Source organism: Streptomyces sp. NPDC051172 (genome assembly GCF_040682555.1).
Lineage (GTDB): Bacteria > Actinomycetota > Actinomycetes > Streptomycetales > Streptomycetaceae > Streptomyces.
In genome coordinates this window covers 39220-53404 of sequence record NZ_JBFBBE010000030.1, presented here as the reverse complement: position 1 = coordinate 53404, position 14185 = coordinate 39220, and the positions used below count along the sequence as shown (strand labels likewise).

General features: G+C 70.3%; 15 protein-coding genes. 9 read left to right on the top strand and 6 right to left on the bottom strand.

Going from position 1 to position 14185, the window contains the following annotated elements:
• The first annotated feature begins 11 nt into the window (after window positions 1–11).
• Genes AB0N07_RS20065 through cobC form a run of 3 tightly spaced genes read left to right on the top strand, consistent with a single transcriptional unit; the run spans window position 12 to window position 2582 of the window.
• On the top strand, window positions 12–602 hold the full coding sequence (locus AB0N07_RS20065) for a precorrin-8X methylmutase (RefSeq protein ID WP_365836833.1): 591 nt from the start codon (window positions 12–14) through the stop codon (window positions 600–602).
• Window positions 599–1522 carry a sirohydrochlorin chelatase gene (locus tag AB0N07_RS20060; protein ID WP_365836754.1) on the top strand — a complete coding sequence of 308 codons (924 nt, stop codon included), beginning with the start codon at window positions 599–601 and terminating at the stop codon, window positions 1520–1522. Before AB0N07_RS20065 ends, AB0N07_RS20060 begins: the two co-directional genes overlap by 4 nt.
• Window positions 1512–2582, top strand: coding sequence for an Rv2231c family pyridoxal phosphate-dependent protein CobC (gene cobC, locus AB0N07_RS20055; protein WP_365836752.1), 1071 nt, complete (start codon window positions 1512–1514; stop codon window positions 2580–2582). Before AB0N07_RS20060 ends, cobC begins: the two co-directional genes overlap by 11 nt.
• Window positions 2583–2687: 105 nt before the next feature.
• Here cobC and AB0N07_RS20050 read toward each other — a convergent pair whose 3' ends face one another.
• From AB0N07_RS20050 to AB0N07_RS20030, 5 genes are all read right to left on the bottom strand, one after another.
• Window positions 2688–3614, bottom strand: coding sequence for an SCO1860 family LAETG-anchored protein (locus AB0N07_RS20050; RefSeq protein WP_365836750.1), 927 nt, complete (start codon window positions 3612–3614; stop codon window positions 2688–2690).
• A gap of 177 nt (window positions 3615–3791) precedes the next feature.
• The gene (locus tag AB0N07_RS20045; RefSeq protein WP_365836748.1) at window positions 3792–4880 is read right to left on the bottom strand and encodes an amidohydrolase family protein; all 1089 of its coding nucleotides are present in this window, start codon (window positions 4878–4880) and stop codon (window positions 3792–3794) included.
• A 71-nt stretch (window positions 4881–4951) separates the two neighbouring features.
• A complete protein-coding gene (locus AB0N07_RS20040) occupies window positions 4952–5725 on the bottom strand; it encodes an amino acid ABC transporter ATP-binding protein (protein WP_365836746.1) in 774 nt (257 codons plus the stop codon).
• Window positions 5722–6558, bottom strand: a complete 837-nt coding sequence (locus AB0N07_RS20035) for an amino acid ABC transporter permease (RefSeq protein WP_365836744.1) — start codon at window positions 6556–6558, stop codon at window positions 5722–5724. Before AB0N07_RS20035 ends, AB0N07_RS20040 begins: the two co-directional genes overlap by 4 nt.
• A gap of 3 nt (window positions 6559–6561) precedes the next feature.
• The gene (locus tag AB0N07_RS20030; RefSeq protein ID WP_365836742.1) at window positions 6562–7419 is read right to left on the bottom strand and encodes a transporter substrate-binding domain-containing protein; all 858 of its coding nucleotides are present in this window, start codon (window positions 7417–7419) and stop codon (window positions 6562–6564) included.
• 189 nt (window positions 7420–7608) lie between these two features.
• On the opposite strand from AB0N07_RS20030, the gene AB0N07_RS20025 reads away from it, so the two are divergent.
• The 6 genes from AB0N07_RS20025 (at window position 7609) to thpD (ending at window position 12888) form a co-directional block, all read left to right on the top strand.
• Window positions 7609–8709 (top strand): aminotransferase class V-fold PLP-dependent enzyme, encoded by a 1101-nt coding sequence (locus AB0N07_RS20025; RefSeq protein ID WP_365836831.1) that lies wholly within the window; start codon window positions 7609–7611, stop codon window positions 8707–8709.
• Between the two features lie 134 nt (window positions 8710–8843).
• Entirely contained in the window at window positions 8844–9362 is a 519-nt protein-coding gene (locus tag AB0N07_RS20020) for a DinB family protein (RefSeq protein WP_365836740.1), read from the top strand.
• Window positions 9363–9680: 318 nt separating this feature from the next.
• A complete protein-coding gene (ectA, locus tag AB0N07_RS20015; RefSeq protein WP_030933613.1) occupies window positions 9681–10187 on the top strand; it encodes a diaminobutyrate acetyltransferase in 507 nt (168 codons plus the stop codon).
• A gap of 93 nt (window positions 10188–10280) precedes the next feature.
• Entirely contained in the window at window positions 10281–11552 is a 1272-nt protein-coding gene (gene ectB / locus AB0N07_RS20010) for a diaminobutyrate--2-oxoglutarate transaminase (protein ID WP_365836738.1), read from the top strand.
• Between the two features lie 30 nt (window positions 11553–11582).
• Window positions 11583–11993 (top strand): ectoine synthase, encoded by a 411-nt coding sequence (locus AB0N07_RS20005; protein WP_030933607.1) that lies wholly within the window; start codon window positions 11583–11585, stop codon window positions 11991–11993.
• Window positions 11994–12000: 7 nt separating this feature from the next.
• Window positions 12001–12888, top strand: coding sequence for an ectoine hydroxylase (gene thpD, locus AB0N07_RS20000; RefSeq protein WP_365836736.1), 888 nt, complete (start codon window positions 12001–12003; stop codon window positions 12886–12888).
• 247 nt (window positions 12889–13135) lie between these two features.
• On the opposite strand, the gene AB0N07_RS19995 is transcribed toward thpD, so the two are convergent.
• Window positions 13136–14185, bottom strand: a complete 1050-nt coding sequence (locus tag AB0N07_RS19995) for an aminotransferase class V-fold PLP-dependent enzyme (RefSeq protein ID WP_365836734.1) — start codon at window positions 14183–14185, stop codon at window positions 13136–13138.

Here is a 14185-nt window from a genome sequence, read left to right as displayed (position 1 = left end):
TCGCCGGGCCGGTGAACCGTGTGGTCCACCCGATCGAGCTGGAGTCCTACCGGCGGCTGCGGGCCCGCCTGGACACCTCGCACTTCCCGCCGCTGACGCGGGCGGTGGTGGAGCGGGTCGTCCACTCCGCCGCCGACCTCGACTACGCGACCGATCTCGTCATGGACGAGGCCGCCCTCGAAAAGGCGTATGCCGCCCTGCACGGCGGGGCGCCCGTCGTCGTGGACGTGGAGATGGTCGCGGCCGGGATCACCCGCCGCGAGACGGTCTGCCGGCTCAGGGACGCCGTCGCCGGTCCCGGACTGACCCGTTCGGCGCACGCGATACGGCTCGCTTACGAGCAGGTCGGCCCGGGAGCCCTCTGGGTGATCGGCAACGCGCCGACCGCCCTGGAGGAGCTGCTGACCCTGGACGCCGCCCCCGCACTCGTCATCGGCCTGCCCGTCGGCTTCGTCGGCGCGGTCGAGTCCAAGGCCGCGTTGCGCGGGAGCGGGCTGCCCGCCGTGAGCAACGTGTCCGAGAAGGGCGGCTCGGCGGTCGCGTCGGCCGCCCTGAACGCCCTGCTGTACCACCCCACTTCGTACTCCGAGGAGACATCGTGACCACCCCGCCGCCCGCCCTGCTCATCGCCGGTCATGGCACCCGGGACGAGGCCGGAGCCGAGGCGTTCCGCGACTTCGTACGGCAGCTGGGGGACCGCCACCCCGACCTGCCCGTCGCGGGCGGCTTCATCGAGCTGTCGCCGCCGCCGCTCGGCGAGGCGGTCGCCGAGCTGGTGGAGCGGGGGGTACGGCGTTTCGCCGCCGTGCCGCTGATGCTGGTCTCCGCCGGGCACGCCAAGGGCGACATCCCGGCGGCCCTGTCCCGTGAGAAGGAGCGCCACCCGGGCATCTCCTACACGTACGGGCGCCCGCTGGGCCCGCACCCGTCGCTGCTGTCGGTCCTGGAGCGGCGCCTTGACGAGGCGCTCGGCGGGACGGCACGGACGCCTGAGGACCGGGCCGACGTGACCGTGCTGCTGGTGGGCCGCGGGTCCACCGACCCGGACGCCAACGCCGAGGTGTACAAGGCGGCACGGCTGCTGTGGGAGGGGCGCGGGTACGCGGGCGTGGAGACGGCGTTCGTGTCGCTGGCGGCGCCGGACGTGCCGAGCGGCCTGGACCGGTGCGCGAAGCTGGGCGCGAAGCGGATCGTGGTCCTCCCGTACTTCCTGTTCACCGGCATCCTGCCGGACCGCGTGCGGCAGCAGACCGAGGGCTGGGCGGCGGCGCACCCGGAGGTCGAGGTGCGCTCCGCGGACGTCATCGGTCCGGAGCCGGAGCTGCTCGATCTGGTGATGGAGCGGTACGAGGAGGCCGTCAAGGGCGATCTGCGCATGAACTGCGACTCGTGCGTGTACCGGATCGCGCTGCCGGGCTTCGAGGACAAGGTGGGGCTGCCGCAGCAGCCGCACTTCCACCCGGACGACGACGGTCACCACCACGGTCACCACCACCACGGCGGACACGCCCATGCGCACTGAGCACGATCTCCGTCACCACGGCGACGCCGAGGTGCGCGACGGCGGCTCCGCCATGGTCGACCTGGCGGTGAACGTCCGCGCGGACACCCCGCCCGCCTGGCTGCGCGAGCGCATCGCGGGCTCGCTCGGCTCCCTCGCTGCCTATCCGGACGGACGGGCCGCGAGGGCGGCGGTGGCGGCGCGGCACGGCCTCCCGGTGGAGCGGGTGCTGCTGACGGCCGGTGCCGCCGAGGCCTTCGTGCTGCTCGCCCGCGCCCTGAAGGTGCGTCAGCCGGTGGTCGTGCACCCGCAGTTCACGGAGCCGGAGGCGGCGCTGCGGGACGCGGGTCACACCGTGGACCGGGTGCTGCTGCGCGAGGAGGACGGCTTCCGGCTGGACCCGGCGGCGGTCCCCGAGGACGCGGACCTGGTGGTGATCGGCAACCCCACGAACCCGACATCCGTCCTGCACCCCGCCGCGGTCATTGCCCAACTCGCCCGTCCCGGGCGGACGTTGGTCGTGGACGAGGCGTTCATGGACGCGGTGCCGGGCGAGCGGGAGGCGCTGGCCGGGCGGACGGACGTGCCGGGGCTGGTGGTCCTGCGCAGCCTCACCAAGACCTGGGGGCTGGCCGGACTGCGGATCGGCTACGTCCTCGCCGCCCCCGAGACGATCGCCGAACTGGAGCGCGCCCAGCCCCTGTGGCCGGTGTCCACACCCGCGCTGGCCGCCGCCGAGGCCTGCATGGGACCGCAGGCCCTGGCGGAGGCGGCACACGCGGCGCACCGCATCGCCGCCGACCGGGCCCATCTCATCGCCGGTCTCGGTGAGTTCACCTCGGACGGCCTACGGGTGACGCAGCCCGCCGAAGGCCCCTTCGTGCTCATACGACTGCCCCAGGCGGCCGCCATGCGCGAGCACCTGCGGGACCTGGGCTTCGCGGTCCGACGCGGCGACACGTTCCCGGGCCTGGGCGAGGAGTGGCTGCGCCTGGCGGTGCGGGACAGGACGACGATCAGCACCTTCTTGCAGGCACTGGGCCGAGCCCTGACCCTGACGTCGCCGCCGGGTCACAGATAGCCGCGGGGCCGGGTAGCGCCCCAAAGGGGCGCGGGGAACTGCGCGACCCGCCCCCACGAACCCGCAGACAAAAGGACGGCCCATCCCGCGCACCCCGCGAAGCGCTCAGCTCCGCCCGCGCCGCGCCAGCACCACCGCTCCCCCACCTGCCACAACCAGAGCGAGCGCGCCACCCGCGACATACGGCGTCATGGAGCTCCCGCCGGTCTCGGCGAGCCCGGACTCCTCCCCCTGCGCCTTGGCGCCACCGGTGCTACCGGAGCCACCGGTGCTGCCGGTGCCGCTGGAGCCGACGGAGCCGACGGAGCCGCCCGCCGGGGCCTCACAGGTCGCCTTCGCCGAGGTGAGGGTGCCCCCCACCTCGGCCACGTTCAGCTTCAACGGGTTGACGGACACCTTGAGTTCGAGGGCGGTCGCGGCCGCCGTACGCGAGGTCGTCTCCGTCTTCGACAGGACGAGACGCACCTCACCGATGCCGGCCGCCTTCACCTCCGTGGTGCCGCCGGTCGTCAGGGTGACCTTCTTGCCCAGAACGGTCACCGAGCCGCCCAGGTTCGAGGAGGCGACGGGCTTCTTCCCGGCCTCACAGACCGCCTTCGACGTGACCTGCTCCAGTTCGATGAGGGACAGCAGCGGCAGACCCGGGACGTGGACGCCGGCGTGGGCGAGGCTGGTGTAGGCCTCGGCCCTGGCGGAGGTGACGCTCGCCGCGGACTTCGCCGTCTTCGCGTCCAGCACGTTGAAGGGCCTACCGCCGTTGACGCCGTCCAGCTCGGCGCTCAGCGCCGTCTTCTCGGCGCTCTGCGGCGCCTCGACCTGGTTGAGCGAGACCGAGAGGGGCAGGTTCACGGTCTTGTTGAGCAGGGACACGTCGAGCCCGGTGCGCAGGACGACGGCGCTCGCCCGGCCCTGGTCGCCGGACGCGTGCGCGGCGCCCGCGCCGGCCAGCGCCGCGGGACCTGCGGCGAGGGCCGTGGCCGTCGCGACGGTGGCGAGACGGCGTGCGGGCATGCGGAAGTTCTTGCCGTTCAAGGTGGGGACCCCTCAGAGGATTCTTGCTCGGGACCCGTCAAGAATTGCGCACCAAGGGTGCCCTGACGGCATTCCGGCGCCACTTCACCCCATCGTGCGTTCGCCGTGAACATTTTCGAATCCCCAGGCACAGGCGTTCCACTCATTCACCGCCGTATCGCCTTGTGCCCGCGTCGGTCAGCCGACGACGTGTCCGTTCACCACTACCCGCCGAGGGGCCTCCAGTACACGTACGTCGGCCCGTGGATCGCTCTCGTACACCACGAGGTCGGCCGGTGCCCCCTCCTCCAGGCCCGGGCGGCCGAGCCACTGCCGCGCGCCCCAGGTGGTCGCGGACAGCGCCTCGACGGGCGGGATGCCGGCGGTGACCAGCTCCGCCACCTCGGCCGCCACCAGGCCGTGCGCGAGGTGACCGCCGGCGTCGGTGCCGACGTAGACGGGGATGCCGGCGTCGTAGGCGCCCCGCACGGTGTCGTAGCGGCGTTCGTGGAGCCTGCGCATATGGGCCGACCACTGGGGGAACTTGTCCGCGCCGCCGTCGGCGAGCTGGGGGAACGTCGCGATGTTGACGAGGGTCGGGACGATCGCGACGCCGCGCGAGGCGAAGAGGGGGATCAGGTCGTCGGTCAGGCCCGTCGCGTGCTCGATGCAGTCGATGCCGGCCTCGACCAGGTCCTGGAGGGAGTTCTCGGCGAAGCAGTGCGCGGTGACGCGGGCACCGAGGCGGTGGGCCTCGGCGATCGCCGCCTCCACGGGCTCCCGGGGCCAGCTGGGGGCCAGGTCGCCGAGGTCGCGGTCGATCCAGTCGCCGACCAGCTTCACCCAGCCGTCGCCGCGGCGGGCCTCCTGGGCGACGTATGCGGTCAGTTCGTCCGGCTCGATCTCCCAGGCGTAGCCCCGCATGTAGCGGCGGGTGCGGGCGATGTGGCGTCCGGCCCGGATGATCTTCGGGAGGTCCTCGCGGTCGTCGACCCAGCGGGTGTCCGAGGGCGAGCCCGCGTCACGGATGAGCAGGGTGCCCGCCTCGCGGTCGGTGAGCGCCTGCTTCTCGGCGACGTCCTGCTCGACCGGCCCGTGCGGGCCGAGGCCCACGTGGCAGTGGGCGTCGACGAGTCCGGGGAGCGCCCAGCCCGCGACGGTACGGACGTCGTCCGCGCCGCCGGGCCGGTCGTAGGAGACGCGGCCGTCGACCACCCACAGCTCGTCCCGGACGTCCTCGGGTCCGACGAGGACCCTGCCCTTCACATGCAGCACCGCTTCGCTCATGCCCGCACGATAAACGCTCGGCCGAAACCGTTGTTCTTCGACTGCGGACGAGTGGGGGGCTGGTCGCGCCCCTACGGGGCGCGGTCCTCCTCCACCTGAGCCATCGCCGGGTCCAGCAGTCGGGACAGGAAATGGCGGGTCCGCTCATGGCTCGGGTTGCCGATGACCTGGCCGGGGGTGCCGTCCTCGACGATCGTGCCGCCGTCCATGAAGACGACCCGGTCGGCGACCTCGCGGGCGAAGGTCATCTCGTGGGTGACGACCATCATGGTCATGCCCTCGTCGGCGAGCATGCGCATCACGGCCAGTACGTCCCCCACCAGCTCGGGGTCGAGCGCCGAGGTCGGCTCGTCGAACAGCATCACCTCGGGACCCATGGAAAGCGAGCGGGCGATCGCCACGCGCTGCTGCTGGCCGCCGGAGAGAGAGGCGGGGTAGGCGTCCGCCTTCTCCGACAGGCCGACGCGCGCCAGGTTCTCGGCGGCCACCTGCGCGGCCTTCGCCTTGTCCCGCCTGAGCACCCGGCGCTGCGGCAGCGTGAGGTTCTCGGTCACCGTGAGGTGCGGGAAGAGGTTGAACTGCTGGAAGACCATGCCGATACGGCGGCGTACGGCGTCGATGTCGACGTCGGGGTCGGTGAGTTCGGTGCCGCCCACGAAGACCTGGCCCTTGGTGGGCTGCTCCAGCAGGTTCACACAGCGCAGCAGGGTCGACTTGCCCGAGCCGGACGGTCCGATGACGCAGACGACCTCGCCCTGGCCGATCTCCAGGTCGATGCCGCGCAGCACCTCGTTGTCGCCGAAGGACTTGTGCAGACCGCGTACTTCGATCTCCGGACGGCTCATTTGACGGCCTCCTGGGCCTTCGCCTCCATACGGCGTACGACGAAGCCGAGCGGGATGGTGATCAGCAGGTAGCACAGGCCCGCGACCAGGATCGGCGTGGAGTTGGCGGTCGTACTGGCCAGGTCACGGCCGTACTTGGACAGTTCGCGTTCCTCAAGGGTGACGCCGAGGAACAGGACGAGCGAGGAGTCCTTGAAGAGCAGGACCAGCTCGTTGGTCAGCGGCGGGAGGATGATGCGGAACGCCTGCGGGATGATGATCGAGACCATGGCGCGGCCCGGCGAGAACCCCAGCGAACGGGCCGCCTCCATCTGGCCCTTGGGCACCGCCTGGATGCCCGCGCGGATCGTCTCGGCCATGTAGGCGGCGGCGACCAGGCCGAGCGCCAGGGCCACCTTGCCGTAGGTGCCGCCGACGATCTCCGTGCCGGGGAAGGCCAGCGGGACGGCGACCCCGATGAAGATGAAGATCAGCAGGGCGGGCAGGCCGCGGAAGATCTCGATGTAGATGCCGGCCAGCCAGCGGTACGGGCCCACGGGCGACAGCCGCATCAGCGCGATCACCATGCCGAGCGCCAGGCCGACCACGAACCCGGACAGTGTGTACAGCACGGTGTTCTTCAGCGCCATCGTGATGACGTCCGGGAACATCTGCTTGGCGATGCTGCCCTGCGCGAACTGGTTCTTCAGCCGCCCCCAGTCCGCCGAGACCGCGAAGGCGATCACGGCGGCGACGAAGACGACGTACTGCGCACCGCGCGACAGGCTGCGCTTCTGACTGCGCGTCAGGCCCTTTTTCCTGGGCTGGAGTTGTACGTCCGTGTCGGTGCTCATGGGTCAGGACGCGGCGGGGGACGGGGAGGCGGCGGCGGGGTTGTACGGGCCGATCCACTTCTCGTACAGCTTCTTGTACGTGCCGTCCGCCTTGGCGTCCTTGATCGCCTTGTTGACGGCGGCGAGGAGCTTGGTGTTGCCCTTCTTCACCGTGAAGCCGTACTGCTCACCGGTGTTGAGGTTGTCGGCGACCTTGAACTTGTCCGCGTTGGCCTTGTCCTTGAGCCAGCCCTGGACCACCGGGTAGTCGATGATGACGGCCTTGACCTGGCCGGTGCGCAGGCCGTTGAGGACGGCGTCGGAGGACTCGAAGGAGACCGGGTCGAAGCCCTGCTTCTTCGCGTAGTCCTCGCCGGTGGTCTGCGCCTGGGCGCCCAGCTTGACCTTCTTGGCCTTCGCGTCGGCGAGCGAGGTGATGCCGCTGTTCTTGTCGACCAGGAGCGCCTGGGTGGCGTCGAAATAGGGGTCCGAGAAGTCGACGTTCTTCTTGCGCTCGGCGGTGATGGTCATGCCGGCCGCGGCCACGTCGCACTCGCCGGAGTTGAGGAAGGCGCCGGTCTTGAAGTTCTCGAAGGGCGTGTCGAGGATCTGCTGCTTGACGCCCAGGTCCTTGGCGACGAGGTCGATCAGCGACACGTCGAAGCCCTGCACCTTGCCGTTGATCTCCGACTGGAAGGGCGGGTACGGCAGGTGGGTGCAGGTGGTGAGCTGCCCGGCCTTGACGAGCTGGACGCCACCGGCGGCGGTCTTGCTCCCGCTGCCACCGTTGCCGGTGGACGTGCAGGCAGCCACGAGCACCAGCCCGGCCGTCGCGGTGGTGGCGGCCAGAATGCGGGTCCGGCGCCCGGAGAACGTCTTCACGGGGTGGCCTCCTGTGTGGGAACTGTGGGTTCTGATTATAAGGAGATGTTTGGGTCTCTCAAATCAAACCGATGGTTGCGGGGCTGTCCGGCCTAAGAAGTCGCAAGTGGCAGGAGGGGCGGGAGTGGGGTCACGGGTGGTGGATACCCTCGACCGGGCCGACCACTCGTGAACGAAGAGAGCACCGCCGTGACCCACCCCTTCCTCGATCTGCCCCCGATGAGCGCCGCGCACTTCGCGTCGATCGAGGACCGGGTGGCGCGGCTCCTCGGCACCGAGCAGGACGTCGTGATCATGCAGGGTGAGGCGCTGCTGCCGCTGGAGGGGGCGATTCGCGCGGCCGCCGGGCCGGGGACGGTGGCGCTGAACGTCATCACGGGTCCGTACGGGCAGACCTTCGGGAACTGGCTGCGGGACTGCGGGGCGACGGTGATCGACCTGGCCGTGCCCTTCCACACGGCGGTCACCGCCGAGCAGATCCGGGCCGCGTTCGCCGAGCGGCCCGAGATCGACTTCGTGTCGCTGGTGCATGCGGAGGCGGCGACCGGAAACACCAATCCGGTCGCGGAGATCGGGGAGGTCGTACGGGAGCAGGGCGCGCTGTTCCATCTGGACGCCGTCGCCTCCATCGGGGCCGAGCCGGTGCTGCCGGACGCATGGGGTGTGGATCTGTGCGTCATCGGGGCGCAGAAGGCGATGGGCGGCCCGGCAGGGGTGTCGGCGGTGTCGGTGAGCGAGCGGGCGTGGGCGCGGATGGCCGCCAACCCGGGGGCGCCGCGTCGGTCGTATCTGTCGCTGCTCGACTGGAAGGAGCGGTGGGTCGACGGCGGGCGGAAGGCCCTGCTGCATGCGCCGGCGCAGCTGGAGATGCTGGCGCTCGAGGCGTGTGTCGAGCGGATCGAGACGGTGGGGCCGACTGCCGTCATGGCCCGGCATGCGGCGGCCGCGACGGCGACTCCGGCGGGGGCGGGGGCTCTCGGTGGAGGGCTGGAGCCGTATGTGTACGAGGCGCGGGAGGCTGCGCCGGTGGCCACGACGCTGAGGGTTCCTGACGGGGTGGTGGCGTCGGAGGTGGTGGCTCGGGCGCTTGAGGGTGAGCCTTCGCTGCCGTTGGCGGCGGGTGGGGGTGCGTTGGCCAAGAAGATGGTTCGGGTCAATCACTATGGGACGGATGCTTCGGCGGCAGTGGTGCAGGCTTGCCTGGCGGCGCTGGGCGGTGCGCTGGCGGAGCTCGGGGTGACGGTTGACCTTGCCGGGGCTCGGCGGGCTGTGGAGCAGGGCTGGGGGTGACCACGGGACTTCTTCGCCCGTCGGCGCTTGATCTTTTCAGCCGTCCGGCGTTTGAGGACGAGACCGTTCAGGCCGAAAGCGGGGGCCTGGGGGCGGCAGTCCCCAGCGCGTGCACAGGTGCCATGCTCATCCCCATGGCTGACCAGACTCTTCCCGACGGGCGTCCCGTCCCCCACCTCACCGGCGACGAGCGCCCCATGCTCGAAAGCTGGCTCGACTTCCACCGGGGCACCCTGGCCCTGAAGTGTGCGGAGTTGGACGATACGCAGGTGCGGACGGCGTCCGCCGAGCCGTCGGCGCTCACGCTGCTCGGGCTGGTGCAGCACCTCGCCGAGGTCGAGCGGAACTGGTTCCAGCGGGTGGTGGGCGGGCTCGACGTACCGCCGGTGTTCGGCGAGGAGACCGGGTACGCGCTCGACCCGGCGCGCGGGCTCGACGAGGCGCTGAACGCATGGCGCCGGGAGATCGCGCGCGGGCGTGAGCTGTGTGCCGGGCGGTCGCTGGACGACACCGGGCGGCTCGTCGACGGCCCCATGGCAGGGCTGGAGGTCAGTCTGCGGTGGGTGTTCATTCATATGATCGAGGAGTACGCCCGGCACAACGGGCACGCCGATATCCTGCGGGAACGGATCGACGGAGTAACCGGATTCTAATTCCAGGCCCAACTCCGGGTGTAATTCAGGAATTCACTTCTGCACAGCTTCCCGTATTCGTCTGCCCGCTTTTCCCCGGCCTAAACGCAAAGATTTCGCGAACACCAACCGGGGGAATTCGGGCAGATCTCGTGGGGGTTACATGCCTGTGACGCGTTACACATCGCGGTCGATTTGCCCCGTATTTTCCGGACAATACCTCCGATATCGCCTCCACCTCGTGCGACCGCTCGCGCCCGCGTGATAACACACAAGCCCGCCGCGCGTAACCCTCACCAGCGATGCAATTTCGAATTTCCCTCGGTAAATTAAATCCGCATGACCGCCGCTCAAGCAGATCTGCACATCGACCGTCCGCAGGTCGCGGACGGAGCCGCGTTGTGGCGAATTGCCAAGGACTCGAAGGCCCTCGACCTGAACTCGTCGTACAGCTATCTGCTGTGGTGTCGCGACTTCGCGGCCACCTCGGCCGTGGCCCGCGACGGGCGCGGGGAGCCGGTCGGCTTCGTCACCGCGTACGTACGGCCGGACCGCCCGCGCACCCTGCTGGTGTGGCAGGTGGCCGTGGACGAGGCGTACCGCGGGCGCGGCCTGGCCGGTGCACTGCTCGACGGGCTTGTCGCGCGGGCCGGTGCCGCGCACCGGATCACCGCCGTCGAGACCACCATCACACCCGGCAACACCGGCTCCGAGCGCCTGTTCACCTCGTTCGCCGAGCGGCACGGCGCCCTCGTGGAGCGCGAGGTGCTGTTCGACGAGGGCCTGTTCCCCGACGGGCCGCACGACCCCGAAGTCCTGTACCGCATCGGTCCCCTCTCCCTCTGACCGACGCGGACGACCACACCGATGACGGCCCCGATGACCCACCCCACTGACGCCCCACACGCACTCCCCCCACGCAACGAGGAGCGATTCGTCGTGACCATCACCCAGCCCGACCTCAGCGTCTTCGAGACACTCGAGTCCGAGGTGCGCAGCTACTGCCGCGGCTGGCCCACCGTCTTCGACCGTGCGCACGGCAGCCGCATGTACGACGAGGACGGCCATGAGTACCTGGACTTCTTCGCCGGAGCGGGCTCGCTGAACTACGGCCACAACAACCCCGTCCTGAAACGGGCGTTGATCGACTACCTGGAGCGGGACGGCGTCACGCACGGGCTCGACATGTCGACCACCGCCAAGCGTTCCTTCCTGCAGACCTTCCAGGACCTGGTGCTGCGGCCGCGCGACCTGCCGTACAAGGTCATGTTCCCGGGCCCGACCGGCACCAACGCCGTGGAGTCCGCGCTCAAGCTGGCGAGGAAGGTGAAGGGGCGCGAGGCCATCGTGTCGTTCACCAACGCCTTCCACGGGATGTCCCTTGGATCGCTGGCCGTCACCGGGAACGCCTTCAAGCGGGCCGGGGCCGGCATCCCGCTCGTCCACGGCACGCCCATGCCGTTCGACAACTACTTCGACGGCAAGGTGCCGGACTTCCTGTGGTTCGAGCGGCTCCTGGAGGACCAGGGCTCCGGGCTCAACAAGCCGGCCGCCGTGATCGTCGAGACCGTGCAGGGCGAGGGCGGCATCAACGTCGCGCGGCCCGAGTGGCTGCGGGCGCTGGCCGACCTCTGCGAGCGCCAGGACATGCTGCTCATCGTCGACGACATCCAGATGGGCTGCGGGCGGACGGGAGCCTTCTTCTCGTTCGAGGAGGCCGGGATCACCCCGGACATCGTCACCGTCTCCAAGTCCATCAGCGGCTACGGACTGCCCATGTCACTGTGCCTGTTCAAGCCCGAGCTGGACATCTGGGAGCCGGGCGAGCACAACGGCACCTTCCGCGGCAACAACCCCGCCTTCGTCACGGCCACCGCCGCCCTGGAGGCGTACTGGGCGGACGGGTCCGCGATGGAGAAGCAGACCCGGGCCCGCGGCGAGCAGGTCGAGCAGACGCTGGCCGCGATCGCCGAGGAGAACCCGGCCGACGTCAAGGAGTACCGCGGACGCGGACTCGTGTGGGGCCTGGAGTTCCACGACAAGGGCCGGGCCGGGCGGATCGCGAAGCGCGCCTTCGAACTCGGTGTGCTCATCGAGACGTCGGGCCCCGAGAGCGAGGTCGTCAAGCTCCTCCCGGCGCTCACCGTCACGGCCGACGAGATGGACGAGGGGCTCAGCATCCTCGCCCGCGCCGTACGCGAAACCATCTAGCAACGACCAGCAAGGAGTAGTGCAAGCACCGTGATCGTCCGTTCGTTCAAGGACATCGAAGGCACCGACCGGCATGTGAAGGCCGCGTCCGGCACATGGGAGAGCAAACGCATCGTCCTCGCCAAGGAGAGGGTCGGCTTCTCCCTGCACGAGACGATCCTGTACGCGGGTACGGAGACGTCGATGTGGTACGCGAACCACATCGAGGCCGTCGTGTGCGTCGAGGGCGAGGCCGAGCTCACCGACGACGAGACCGGGCAGAAGTACACGATCACGCCCGGCACCATGTACCTCCTCGACGGGCACGAGCGGCACACGATGCGGATCAAGGAGGACTTCCGCTGCATCTGTGTCTTCAACCCGCCCGTGACCGGCCGGGAGGACCACGACGAGAACGGCGTCTACCCGCTGCTCACCGAGCCCGAGCCCGAGGAGGTGTGACATCACCATGACCACCGTCACCGATCTCTACCCCAGCCGCGGCACCACCGAGGTGTCGACCCCGCGCCAGGACCCCGTCGTGTGGGGCTCCCCCGACACACCGGGCCCGATCACGACCGGCGACCTCCAGTCGTTCGAGCGCGACGGCTTCCTGGCCATCGACCAGCTCATCGCCGACGACGAAGTCGTCGTCTACCGGCAGGAGTTGGAGCGCCTCGTCACCGACCCGGCGATCCGGGCCGACGAGCGCTCGATCATCGAGCCGAAGTCCAAGGAGATCCGCTCCGTCTTCGAGGTGCACAAGATCAGCGAGGTGTTCGCGAATCTGGTGCGCGACGAGCGGGTCGTGGGCCGGGCACGGCAGATCCTCGGCTCGGACGTGTACGTCCACCAGTCGCGGATCAACGTCAAGCCGGGCTTCGGGGCCAGCGGCTTCTACTGGCACTCGGACTTCGAGACCTGGCACGCCGAGGACGGCCTCCCGAACATGCGCACGGTGTCCGTCTCGATCGCGCTGACCGAGAACTACGACACCAACGGCGGCCTCATGATCATGCCTGGGTCGCACAGGACGTTCCTCGGTTGCGCGGGAGCCACGCCCAAGGACAACTACAAGCAGTCGCTGCAGATGCAGGACGCGGGCACGCCTTCGGACGAGGCGCTGACCGCAATGGCGAGCGAGTACGGCATCAAGCTGTTCACGGGCAGGGCCGGCTCGGCCACCTGGTTCGACTGCAACTGCATGCACGGCTCGGGCGACAACATCACGCCGTTCCCGCGCAGCAACGTGTTCATCGTGTTCAACAGCGTGGAGAACGCGGCGGTCGAGCCGTTCGCGGCGCCGATTCGGCGGCCTGAGTTCATCGGTGCGCGGGACTTCACCCCCGTCCGATGAGCGCTGCCGCCCGGCGGCCGGCCCGCCGCGCAGCGGCAATCGGACACAGCATCGGTGCGCGGGACTTCACCCCCGTCCGATGAGCGCTGCCGCCCGGCGGCCGGCCCGCCGCGCAGCGGCAATCGGACACAGCATCGGCGCGCGGGACTTCACCCCCGTCCGGTGACTCATCCTGGAGCGGGCGGCGTCACAGGCTTCACAGCCACGACAGTGACGCCGCCCGCTCCGGTACGCTGCGCGCCGGGCTTCAGTCGGCCAGGACGTCCAGCAGGCGGTCGACATCGGCCGCCGTGTTGTACAGGTGGAAGGCGGCGCGCAGGTTGCCCGCGCGGTCGGAGACCTCCACTCCTGCGCTGCTCAACTCTCCCTGGCGGCGGCCCAGTCCGGGGATCGAGACGATCGGGGAACCGGGCGACGGGACGGGCTCGTGGCCGAGGGAGGCCAGGCCCGCGCGGAAGCGGTCGGCGAGGGCGAGGTCGTGGGCGCGTACGGCGTCCGTGCCGAGTTCCTCCAGGAGTTCGAGGGAGCGGCGGGCACCGGCGTAGGAGAACAGGGCGGGACTCTCGTCGAACCGCCTTGCGGAGTGGGCGAGTTCGTCGATGGGACCGTAACAGGCGTCCCAGGGGTGCTCCCCCGCCACCCACCCGGCGAACAGCGGAGTGAGCCCGCCGAGATCCTCCGGTACGACCAGGAAGGCCACGCCCCGTGGGCAGAGGAGCCACTTGAAGGCGGCGGAGGCGCAGTAGTCGTACGCGTCCGCGTCGAAGTCCAGCCATCCGGCGGCCTGGGACGCGTCGATGTACGTACGTGCTCCGTGCTCGCGCGCCGCCTGCCGGATCGCGGACAGATCGGTCACCCGCCCGTCGGCGGACTGCGCGGCGCTGACCGCGACCAGGGCGGTGCCGGGCCGCACGGACTCGGCGACGCGCTCCAGCGGCACGCTGCGCACCTTGAGGTCGGAGCGGACGTGGAAGGGGTTCACGGTGGAGCTGAAGTCGCCGTCGGCGGTGAGGACTTCGGCGCCCTCCGGCAGGGAGGCGGCGATCAGCCCGGTGTAGACGGCGACCGAGGCCCCGGCTGCCACCCGGCGCCCGGGCACCCCGACGAGCCGCGCGAAACAGGCGCGGCTCGCCTCGACGTCCGCGAACATGTCGGTCGGATCACCGGCCGCGGCCGCCTCCACGGCGATGCGCATGGCTGCCACGGTGCGCGCGGGCAGCAGTCCGGTGCTCGCGGTGTTGAGATAGGTGTTCTTCGGGGCGAACTCGGCACGGACGAGGCTCTCGAAGGTCTCCAT

What these genes read in the sequence shown, in the direction of transcription:
- AB0N07_RS20040 (WP_365836746.1), bottom strand. Translation starts at nt 5,725, where the DNA reads ATGAGCCGTCCGGAGATCGAAGTACGCGGTCTGCACAAGTCCTTCGGC.
- ectA (WP_030933613.1), top strand. Translation starts at nt 9,681, where the DNA reads ATGACCGCCGCTCAAGCAGATCTGCACATCGACCGTCCGCAGGTCGCG.
- cobC (WP_365836752.1), top strand. Translation starts at nt 1,512, where the DNA reads ATGCGCACTGAGCACGATCTCCGTCACCACGGCGACGCCGAGGTGCGC.
- thpD (WP_365836736.1), top strand. Translation starts at nt 12,001, where the DNA reads ATGACCACCGTCACCGATCTCTACCCCAGCCGCGGCACCACCGAGGTG.
- AB0N07_RS19995 (WP_365836734.1), bottom strand. Translation starts at nt 14,185, where the DNA reads ATGGAGACCTTCGAGAGCCTCGTCCGTGCCGAGTTCGCCCCGAAGAAC.
- AB0N07_RS20045 (WP_365836748.1), bottom strand. Translation starts at nt 4,880, where the DNA reads ATGAGCGAAGCGGTGCTGCATGTGAAGGGCAGGGTCCTCGTCGGACCC.
- AB0N07_RS20020 (WP_365836740.1), top strand. Translation starts at nt 8,844, where the DNA reads ATGGCTGACCAGACTCTTCCCGACGGGCGTCCCGTCCCCCACCTCACC.
- AB0N07_RS20035 (WP_365836744.1), bottom strand. Translation starts at nt 6,558, where the DNA reads ATGAGCACCGACACGGACGTACAACTCCAGCCCAGGAAAAAGGGCCTG.